Source organism: Candidatus Zixiibacteriota bacterium, from assembly GCA_021159005.1.
In the GTDB taxonomy this organism is placed as follows: Bacteria; Zixibacteria; MSB-5A5; order UBA10806; family 4484-95; genus JAGGSN01.
In genome coordinates, this window is the sequence record JAGGSN010000085.1 from 34157 (window position 1) to 44529 (window position 10373).

At 41.2% G+C, this 10373-nt stretch carries 12 protein-coding genes; 11 read left to right on the forward strand and 1 reads right to left on the reverse strand.

Going from position 1 to position 10373, the window contains the following annotated elements; genetic code table 11:
• Positions 1 to 13: 13 nt before the first annotated feature.
• The 10 genes from J7K40_05735 (at position 14) to fliQ (ending at position 7546) form a co-directional block, all read left to right on the forward strand.
• Entirely contained in the window at positions 14 to 721 is a 708-nt protein-coding gene (locus J7K40_05735) for a flagellar hook assembly protein FlgD (GenBank protein ID MCD6161899.1), read from the forward strand.
• A 27-nt stretch (positions 722 to 748) separates the two neighbouring features.
• Positions 749 to 1129 carry a flagellar protein gene (locus J7K40_05740; protein MCD6161900.1) on the forward strand — a complete coding sequence of 127 codons (381 nt, stop codon included), beginning with the start codon at positions 749 to 751 and terminating at the stop codon, positions 1127 to 1129.
• Positions 1130 to 1208: 79 nt separating this feature from the next.
• Positions 1209 to 3494 carry a flagellar hook-basal body complex protein gene (locus J7K40_05745; protein MCD6161901.1) on the forward strand — a complete coding sequence of 762 codons (2286 nt, stop codon included), beginning with the start codon at positions 1209 to 1211 and terminating at the stop codon, positions 3492 to 3494.
• Between the two features lie 50 nt (positions 3495 to 3544).
• On the forward strand, positions 3545 to 3751 hold the full coding sequence (locus J7K40_05750; protein ID MCD6161902.1) for a flagellar FlbD family protein: 207 nt from the start codon (positions 3545 to 3547) through the stop codon (positions 3749 to 3751).
• Positions 3752 to 3753: 2 nt separating this feature from the next.
• A complete protein-coding gene (locus J7K40_05755) occupies positions 3754 to 4368 on the forward strand; it encodes a flagellar basal body-associated FliL family protein (protein MCD6161903.1) in 615 nt (204 codons plus the stop codon).
• A gap of 5 nt (positions 4369 to 4373) precedes the next feature.
• Positions 4374 to 5354, forward strand: coding sequence for a flagellar motor switch protein FliM (gene fliM / locus J7K40_05760; GenBank protein ID MCD6161904.1), 981 nt, complete (start codon positions 4374 to 4376; stop codon positions 5352 to 5354).
• Between the two features lie 9 nt (positions 5355 to 5363).
• Positions 5364 to 6053 (forward strand): flagellar motor switch protein FliN, encoded by a 690-nt coding sequence (fliN, locus tag J7K40_05765; protein MCD6161905.1) that lies wholly within the window; start codon positions 5364 to 5366, stop codon positions 6051 to 6053.
• Entirely contained in the window at positions 6050 to 6487 is a 438-nt protein-coding gene (gene fliO / locus J7K40_05770) for a flagellar biosynthetic protein FliO (GenBank protein MCD6161906.1), read from the forward strand. Before fliN ends, fliO begins: the two co-directional genes overlap by 4 nt.
• On the forward strand, positions 6484 to 7230 hold the full coding sequence (gene fliP, locus J7K40_05775; protein MCD6161907.1) for a flagellar type III secretion system pore protein FliP: 747 nt from the start codon (positions 6484 to 6486) through the stop codon (positions 7228 to 7230). Before fliO ends, fliP begins: the two co-directional genes overlap by 4 nt.
• Positions 7231 to 7276: 46 nt before the next feature.
• Complete coding sequence (gene fliQ / locus J7K40_05780; protein MCD6161908.1) at positions 7277 to 7546, forward strand: flagellar biosynthesis protein FliQ; 270 nt, start codon at positions 7277 to 7279, stop codon at positions 7544 to 7546.
• Positions 7547 to 7966: 420 nt separating this feature from the next.
• Here the strand turns inward: fliQ and J7K40_05785 are convergent, their stop codons facing one another.
• Positions 7967 to 8719, reverse strand: coding sequence for a DUF1573 domain-containing protein (locus tag J7K40_05785; protein ID MCD6161909.1), 753 nt, complete (start codon positions 8717 to 8719; stop codon positions 7967 to 7969).
• Positions 8720 to 8985: 266 nt separating this feature from the next.
• Between J7K40_05785 and J7K40_05790 the strand changes: the two genes are divergently transcribed.
• Entirely contained in the window at positions 8986 to 10167 is a 1182-nt protein-coding gene (locus J7K40_05790) for a hypothetical protein (protein ID MCD6161910.1), read from the forward strand.
• Positions 10168 to 10373 lie beyond the last annotated feature (206 nt).

The following is a 10373-nucleotide window of genomic DNA, read 5'->3' on the forward strand; positions in this document are numbered from 1 at the left end:
AAGGAGGTGAATAATGACTTATATTTCAGATTTGCAATTCTATAACCCTCTTTATGATGGGTACGATGCTTCAACCAGCAGAGATCTTGCCAAGGATGATTTCCTTCAGCTTTTGGTAACACAGCTTAAATACCAGGACCCGCTTGAACCGATGAAGGATCAAGAATTTGTGGCTCAGCTGGCTCAATTTTCCCAACTTGAACAGTTGGAAAACATGAGCGAATCCCTGGATGTGAGTACTCAGGTCGACTATTTAATGGGTCAAACTATTGCCAATACAATGGCTACGACGCTTATCGGGAAAACAGTGGTTGCCGAGGGTTGTGACTTCACATTAACGCCGGGTGAGGATACTAATCTGGGCTACCATCTGGGCACAGATGCCGCCAATGTTGATATCAATATATACAACGAGGGCGGAGCATTGGTCAGAACTGTCCATTTGGATGATGTTAGCGAAGGCAATAACACGTTTGCCTGGGATGGCCGGGATGATAACGATAGTCCGCTTGGTCCGGGTCTATATTCCTATGAAGTGTCGGGTACAACAACAGCCGGCGAAACAGTAACGACTCAAAAGCGCGTTATCGGTATGGTCAACTCGGTCAAGTATATTGATGGTAAGGCGTATTTATTTGTTGGCGGCGGTTTTCAAGTAGATATATCAACTATTATTGAAATCGAACAATCGGATAATCCGATGTCAAATTATGAAGGTTAATCAATGACTATGGAAGGAGGTGAAAAGATGACTGTACAAGGCGTTGGTAAAAGCTCGGCAGTCCGATCGGATGATCAAATCAGGCCAGGTTATAATGTGCCTGACGAATCGGGGGATTTTAAAAAGACTTTGTCGGAGGTTTTGTCAAATAAGACCAATTTGAAGTTTTCCAATCATGCTATCGACAGGTTGTCGGATAGAGGTGTTTATATCGACAACAACACTGTCGACCGGCTGGATAAAGCGATTACAGCTGCCGGAAAGAAAGGTGCAGACCAATCGCTGGTTTTGCTGGATGAGATGGCTTATTTAGTATCAGTAAAGAATAAAACCATCATCACGGCAATGGAAACAAAAAACATGAAAGAAGGCGTAATCACAAAAATCGATAGCGCTATAATAGGTTAATTTCAAACAGAGCTGGACCCCATAAGGGGAGGCTCTTGATTCGGCCTGATTGGTCGAACCAGAGAAGGAGAATTTTGTTATGATGGCATCACTTTTTGCCGGTGTGTCCGGTTTGAGAAACCATCAGGTTAAAATGAATGTAGTTGGCGATAACATCGCCAATGTAAATACAATCGGATTTAAGCTTGGAAGAGTTACGTTCCAGGAAGCGTTAGTCCAAACTCTTAAGGGAGCAACAAGACCTACGACTACGGCAGGTGGTTCTAATCCCCTGCAATTAGGTTTGGGCATGTCTTTATCGACAATCGATAATATTTTTCAACAGGGCGGCTTGGAATCTACCGGTCAGGTAACAGATTTGGCGATACAGGGAAGCGGTTTCTTTGTTCTCTCTGACGGCCAGCAGGAATATTATACCCGCGCCGGTAATTTCAGTTTCGATTCCGAATCAAATATGATAAACCCCTCCAATGGATTCATCCTTCAGGGGAAAATGGCTGATGCCACCGGTGTAATTCCCGCCAGCACGCCAGTCGGAAATATAGTAATGCCGTTTGGCCAGCAGGATCCAGCCAGCGCCACAACAGAAATCGGATTGGTGGCAAATCTCGATGCTATGGCTACCGATTCGGAAGCCTCGCTGACAACAGCCGGCGCTACTAATATAACAACCGTATCCGGCGAAGCTATTAACGGCTCCGGCGGTATCCATTCAATTCAGATAACAGGCAATAATGCCTCTTTTTCGCAGCTTTCAGGTGTGCATGCCAAAGAGCTTGACGATCTTGGGGCAGGCGATGTTACTACAGCTGATAATTTGGATGGCGCGGGAGTGCTTGCTCCCGGAACAAATTATTTCTATACAGTAGTAGCTGTTAATGGCATAGGCCAATCGACGGGAGTTGAATTCAGTCACACTCTGGGCGCTGGGCAGGATTCGATTGTTCTTGACTGGTCCGGTTATCCCGATTTGGCTGATGCCGACCAAGTCTTTATTTACAGGTCTACTACCTCCGGCGATTACACCGGCGGCAATGACGGTTTGATTGCTATTGAAAATGTAGGCGCTCCGGATACATTCACGGACTTGGGAACGGCGCCGCTGTCCAATACCAATCCGCCAACTATCAATTCCACGTTAAGTCTTACCGGCAGCGAACTGCTGTCCGCTCTTGGCATAACAGATGTATCCGATTTCCAGATAAGCGTTGATAATGGAAGCTTTACTACAATCACAGGCTTAACAACCGCGTCAACCGTTGATGATTTAATCGCAGCGATTAATTCAAATGCGCCCGGCGTTACTGCCTCAATCCAAAATGGTCAGATTGAGTTAAAGCGCGATTATGCCGGTGCTGGCGGCACCTATAATGTTGTAGTGCAGGATGAAGCGGCTTCCGGCTGTGATGTATGCTTGCAGTTATTCGGAAATGCAACCTTCACTGTTAATAACGGAATCGGCGCAACGCTTATGGCTACCGATACGTTTACGCCGAATGTTACAGGCGTAGCTCTGACTCCGGAAACGCTTGGATTAATAACTGATTCTACCACAGGCATTGTTACCGGCATTGAAGGTTTAGCCGGCGGCGGTATTACAGTTGGAGCTAATCAGAATGGTTTAGCTGCTGGAACTGCCGTAATTGAAACCGAAGATACCCAGCATGCCACCAGTATTACAACCTATGATTCCCAGGGCGGCAAGCATACGGTTACTATTCAGTTTACAAAAAGCTATCTTGAAAACGAATGGAGTTGGGAAGCTTTAGTTGGCGGACAGGAGATTATTCGATCGGGCGGTTCGGGAATGGTTAATTTCAACTCGGATGGTTCCTTGGCCTCGTTTACTTTTGACGGCACCGCTAATTCTCTTATTATCGACCCAAACAACGGCGCCCAGCAGATGGATATTGATTTGACGACCGGCACACCTGCCGGTTTCGATGGTTTGACCAGTTTCTCCGCTCAATCCACAGCCGCCGCGCGTTCCCAAGATGGTTACGGACTCGGCGTATTATCGAATATTTCAATCGATGCCGCCGGCAACATTTCAGGCTTGTTTACTAATGGCGTCTCAAGGCTTCTGGCGCAAATATATATCGCCGAATTCAACAATCCCGGCGGCTTATTGAAAGCTGGCCGAAATCAGTATTCATCATCGGCTAATTCAGGCGATGCGATTATCACCAGAGCCGATGTATCTGCCTCGACTACTATTACATCAGGAGCCTTAGAGATTTCTAATGTCGATATGGCGCAGGAATTTACAAACATGATTGTAGCTCAGAGAGGATTTCAGGCTAATGCCAGGGTGATTACAACATCCGATGAGATGCTGAACGAACTGGTTAATATCAAACGATAGACCGATAATTATAGGGGGAGGATAGCCTCCCCCTATTATAAGGTGATGTTATGATTAAAGCGACAAGGCTAAACGATTCGGAACTGGTGATTAATGCCGATATGATTGAATTTATCGAATCGATTCCCGATACAATCATTAGCCTGACAACTGGGAAAAAGATCATGGTTAAAGAAACAGTCGATGAATTAATCGAAAAAGTTGAAAGCTATAAAAGAAGAATACATCAGTTAGAAATCAATAACAATGCGAGGTAAGCATGGCTGAAGTTGAGGAAATTGAAGTTCCGGAATTAGAACCGTCCGTGAAGAAAAAGTCAGCCGGGAAATCTGGCAAGAAGAAAAGCGGTTTGCCAATTAATCTTATTATCATATTCGCAGCGCAATTATTACTGGCTTTTGCCGGGTTTTACTTTGTTAGCAATTTTATTCAACCCGACCCGGCGCTGCAAAAGGTTCTAGTGGAATATGGTAAACAGGAAGAAATAATAAAAAGCGAAACTTCTGAAACAACCGAAGGAGTAAAAGAAGGTCCCAAAGAAATCTATTTGTTGGAGGATATAATTGTCAATCCCGCCGGTACGCGGGGAAGCCGTTATCTATCCATCTCGGTTGGTATCGAAATGAACGCTGCCGAAGAAGAAGAGGGTGGCGGCGGACACGGCGGTGGCGGTGAAAAAAGCACTCCGCTTGACAAGAAAAAACTGCAACTGAAAGATGCACTGATAAATATCCTGTCGGCGAAAACAATAGTACAACTAACATCTGTAGAGGAAAAAGAACTAATCAGAAACGAAATACTGGAAAAATTCGGAGAGATTTTAGACCCTCTTCCTGTTTATCAAATCTATTTCGTTGATTTTGTTTTGCAGTAATAATTATGGCTAAGATTTTATCACAAAATGAGATTGATGCTTTATTAAATCAGGTCTCCGCAAGCGATGAAAAAACGTCGGCAGCGGATAGTCTTGAATTATCTGAGATGTCACGCAAAGCAATTGCCTATGATTTCAAACACCCCAATCGCGTCTCGAAAGATCAGATGAGAACATTAGAATCACTGCATTCTAACTTCGCCGGACACTTCGGGTCGGCCCTTTCGGGTATAACTCGATCAGTAATAGATATCGATCTTTTATCTGTTGATCAGATTACCTACTCAGAATTTATCATGTCTCTGGTTTCACCATCCTGCACTTACGTGTTTTCATTAGCGCCGCTTGAAGGTGGAGGAATTCTTGACTTCAATCCCTCGGTAGTGTTCTCGTTCGTAGATAGAATGTTTGGCGGATTGGGAAAATCTCTATCTACCGAAAGAGAACTCACGGGTATCGAGAAAGCGTTAATGACCAAAATTTCGAATAGAGGATTTAAGGAACTTGAAAAAGCATGGGCGCATATTCAATCCCTGCAAATCAAGATGTCGGCTCTTGAATCAAACCCGCAATTTATTCAAATTGTGCCCCCTGGCGAAACAGTAATTGTCATCTCGCTTCAGATGAAAATGCAGGCAACTTCCGGTATTATGACCATTTGTTATCCCTATCTTACTTTAGAAAGCATTGTCGGCAAACTTTCTGCTCAAAATTGGATCGACAAGAATAAAAAAATGATGGGTGAGGATGACAGCAACCTAAATAAAAAACGACTGGCGCCGGTTACGACTGATATTAAAGCAATACTCGGCAATTCATCTGTCTCTATTCGAGATCTTCTAAGTCTCGAAGAGGGCGATGTTTTGAGAATCAATAAGCATGCAAAAAGCAGCATTGACATTTATATTGGTGATAAAATAAAATTTCAGGGGAAACCGGGAAAAGCTGGAAAACAAATGGCAGTAAAAATTAATAGTGTTTTTTGAGGTATTATTATGGATGAGGAAAAACAAATTCCATTAGATGATGATTCTGAAACTAAGCCGGCTGATATGTCATCCGAACCGCAGGATGCAGCAGCCGATGAGGAATCATCAAAAAGTGACGACTTATCAATGCCGGATATGGATTTGCCAAATAAGGAAAGCGATGAACAATCTGCGCAAACCGAAACTGACGGACAAGCCGCAGAGGCTGATACCGGCGACCAAGCTGAGCAGGAGATAAAAGCAGATTCGAGCAGCGAACCTGAAAAAGCCAATCCTGATGATTGGGGCGAAGATGACGCCGAAGCCGCAATGCTCAAAATGATGGAAAAAGAAGCCGCAGAAGCTGAAAAACCATCCGAATTGTCCGCTGATGATTCACAGCCAATAGTCCAGAAAGCAGCCTTCGAGAATCTTAAACCCGAAAATCAGGCCGAAACACAAAATCTTGATTTGCTTTTGGATGTTACTCTGCCTATTTCAATAGAGCTTGGGCGAACATCGATGGCTATTGAAAATATCCTTAATCTCAGCCCCGGATCCGTTATCGAGCTTGACAAACTGGCCGGCGAACCGGTCGACCTTCTGGTTAATAACAAGCTTCTTGCCAAAGGTGAAGTTGTAGTAATCGATGAAAATTTTGGCGTTCGAATCACAAGCATGATATCCCCGAAGGATAGAATCAGGAACCTGCAATGAAGCTCATAACAGTATTGTCTGTAGTTTTAATGCTGCCAGGCTTAGTTATGGCGCAGGATACAACACAAGTTATCCCAAAGCCGCCTCAAATAGATTATAACCCCGGTATCGCCGGAATCTTGCTCAAACTATTTATATCGCTGATTATTGTAGTTGGCTTGATTTATCTATCAATATTCCTGCTTAAGAAAATCAACAATAAAACTTATGCTAGCAGCAATCAGTTGATTAGTATAATTGGAAAATCATATCTTGCGCCCAAGCAAAGTCTCTATATTGTTAAGATGGGTTTATCATATGCGGTTTTGGGAGTATGTGAAAATTCTATTAACCTAATAAAAGAATTAGCTCCGAAAGAAGTGGAAAGTTTGCAAAAATATCCTGAAAAGAATAAAGGCTTTCAGAATATTTTTAAATCAGTTTTAAACAAATGAAGTATTTTAAAGTAGTAATTTTAGTATTAATTTTTTTAGCTATCGTCGGCAATTCAGCATCGGCTCAAACATTGCCAAAAATTACCTTGGGAGTCGAGGACGGTAAAGATGCCAAGGACTTTTCGGTTACCCTTCAAATCCTTTTACTGTTAACAATATTAACATTAGCACCATCAATTATTATAATGCTGACCTCTTTTATAAGAATAATCGTAATTTTTTCATTTATGCGTCATGCAATAGGCACACATCAAATGCCGCCAAATCAATTACTGGTCGGGTTGGCAATTATACTGACAGCTTTTATCATGGCGCCTACAATCACTAAAGTTAATGAAACAGCGCTTCAGCCGTATCTTAACGATGAAATAACTCAAAAGGAAGCTTACGATATCGGCATTAAACCAATCCGGGAGTTTATGCTAAAACAGGTGCGCGAAAAGGACCTGGCGCTGTTTGTTTCGCTGTCCGGCATACCAAAACCAGACTCGCCTGCTGATTTGCCCACTTATCTAATTATACCGGGATTTGTTATATCAGAATTGAGAATTGCTTTCCAAATAAGCTTTATTATTTTTATACCGTTTCTAATTATCGATATGGTGGTAGCGTCCGTTCTGATGTCTATGGGTATGCTAATGCTGCCTCCGATTATGGTATCACTGCCGTTTAAAATATTATTATTTGTGTTGGTTGATGGGTGGTACTTGATAATAAAATCGGTAGTTTCAAGTTTTCACTGACGGTTGACTGCCCGTCGAGGACAGGTAAGTATTTAGAGGTATAGTTATGGATATGCAATATGTAATTTCATTGGGACGCGCCGCTATTTATACCACATTGATGGTTGCTTCACCGATGCTGTTATTATCTTTAGCGGTTGGTCTGGTTATTGCAATTTTGCAGGGCGTAACCCAGATTCAGGAGATGACTTTAACATTTATTCCCAAGATTCTCGCCGTCGCGGTAGCTTTAGTAGTTTTCTTACCTTGGATGCTTAATATGCTTTTAAGTTTCACAGACCAGCTTTTTTCGATTATTCCAACGTTGGCGCGCTGATTTGATAGTTATCTTGTAAACTGTAAATCAAATTCTATTACCTATAGCCTTCAGAAAATATAAGATTGGTCGGTGCACGTCCTCATGCACCAACATTTAAGGTGGTTGGTGTATGTCCTCATGCACCAACATTTTATTATTCCCCTCTTGAGAGGGACTAAGGATGTGTTTTAAACGCTAAACGTTCAACATAATTTAGCTCCGGCTGCCAAGCGACGTCCTGAGATACATCCGTGATTGGCAACCAGGGTAATTCCGATTATTTTAATGTATTTATAGTTCTACTGCAAAATATGGGTTTATAACCCGGATTATTCATAACCTCCAGCAAAAGATACTACAATAGCATGGCTATAATATTTTTGAATAATCCAAGATAAAATGCTTAGATATTTTGTGAGATACTCTATTAACCGTCAATCATTCATCCGATGAGTCGTCATCGATATTGCCGGAAATTGGAATAGTTATTCTCGAATTAGGTTTCTCTTCCATCTCGATGGAAATAGAGGTCAGGAATTTACCGGGTTCAAGGTTTTTTAGAAGCGTTAAGGTTAGCTCGGTTGTATCCCCGGGTTTCAATTTACTCTTTTTCAGGCTGGTTTTAATAAAAGCATCTGATGGTTTTACCGGCATCACGATTTTTACTTTTTCATCAGCCATATTAGTCAAGCTAACTATAACCTGTTTTTCGGTTCCGCGAGGAACAGTTTCAAAATCAATTTGAAGTGGAGAAAACTCAAGCAATTGCGACGGGTTATTTATTATTGCCTTAAATCTGAGTTCTATATATGGGTTTACCGGGTCGTTAGTTTCAAGCTTAATCGATTTAGTGATTTTGCCATTGTATTTCCCCGAATAGAAAACAATATCAATACTCGAACGTTCTCCCGGCGCAACATCAATATCGGATAAACGAGTTGATGTACAGCCGCAGGTTGGCTTGATTTTAGAGATTATCAGGGTATCTGTTCCGGTGTTTGAAAACCAATAATTATGAGTAACATTTGAACCTTTGGTTATCGAGCCAAAATTAAATATGGTTTGCTCAAAGACAATTCGGGCATTTGATTTGGATAATCTGATGCTTGGATTAATAGGTTGGCCGTAACTTGCAGTTGTTATTAAACATATAATCGAGAACGCGATTAACGGTAATTTTATTGTTTTCATACCTAAGTCTCCTTTATCTATTTTATAAAATATCTTTTATTATAAAATGTCAAGCAATTTCCCCAATGCGTTTCAAATGTTGTCAAGTAGGGGCGCTCGACAGCTCTGGCAGAAAAAAAACACATGTTATAATTTACGAATAATGCGAATTAGATGCAATGAAAGTCCTGCTTGTAACAATAGCAAGTGTTTCAAGTTGAATGCAAGGAAACTAAATTTTTGTCGATAAAAGATATAATCAGGCAAAATTAATCAAGGAGGATATTATGTTTGGCAATTATGATCAACTTTTCGGCTTATTGCATGGAAGTTATAAGCTCCCTAACCTCGAATATTTACTACATCTGAATAAAGGACAAAAACACAACATGATGAGAAGCAACGGCAAGCATAACAGATTGCCAGGCTTGCAATCATCAAAAACTGCTCCGCTCCCGAGCGTTGAACCCGGAAGTGATGCGATAACCATTAATATGCAAAAACCATCCCCAATGGATAATCGATTACTTAATATGTTATACAAACCTGATAATATTATGAAAAACCATCCGGGGAAAGCGCCCGAAATTGAAAACCAACCATCACCATCAACCCAAACTCAAACAGAACTAACAGAACAAAAATTTCTGAATATGGTCAACTTAAATCTTGATTTCAATATAGAAGATTTCGAAAAAGTTCTAACTACAATAGTCGAAGATGCTCAAGATGGGAATTTTGAGGTAGCCGCTATAAACAATATTGACATCGGCCTTAATGTAGATTTTCAAGCAAAAGCTAAAATGACAGAAACATACAGAATTGATGGCAATAATGCTGATGCTAAAGGAATCGAGTTTGAACGCAATAAAACACAGCAAATGCGGGAGCTAAAAGCCTTAATGAAAACACGGGAATTTGAAGCAAATTTATTCTATCGGGAAAACCTTAAAGCCAACTACAGCAGTAAAAAACATTACGCCGATGGCTTTATCCGTGTGTCTCGCAAGCTTGCCATACGCTATACTCAGGATATCTCTTTAAATCTAAAATCCCTTAATATGTATAATGAGCAGGCAAGAGACTTGACTGATGATGAAGACATTAAAAATTATCTAAGCAATACAGAAACAATGGTCGATAATCCGGAAATATCAGGCGAGCTGATTGGTCAATTTTTCGAGACAGTACAGCTTTACATTGACAAGGCGGAAAACAATCTTATCGAAAAGGTTAATAGTTATTTTAATAATCTGACTCAGCAGCTTGGAGTAAATCCGGAATATCTCGGGGATACTAAAGAAAGGTTATTAGAGAGCGTTTCAGTCTTTTTCGATAAGGTCGACCAGACGGTTAACTCTTTCAGAAATAATCATATTGCGGATGAACAAACAACCGAACAAATAACTGAACCTGAGACTGCGGCTGATAATACCACAGAACCTGTTGAACAAACTGCGGTTGCATAATTTGTAAACGCATCCCGCATCATTCATAAATTTTAGCATGTGCTGACATCCGGCAAGCTGCCGGATGTCTCTGCCAGAATTGTCGAAAGCAGCTTCCGACAACATAAAAAATATTATCCTAAATTTTGCAGTTGAACAATAAATAAACTATTCGGAATTATGTTTAATATTTATTACACTACTGTCCGGCCTTTTGTTCGCCTTAG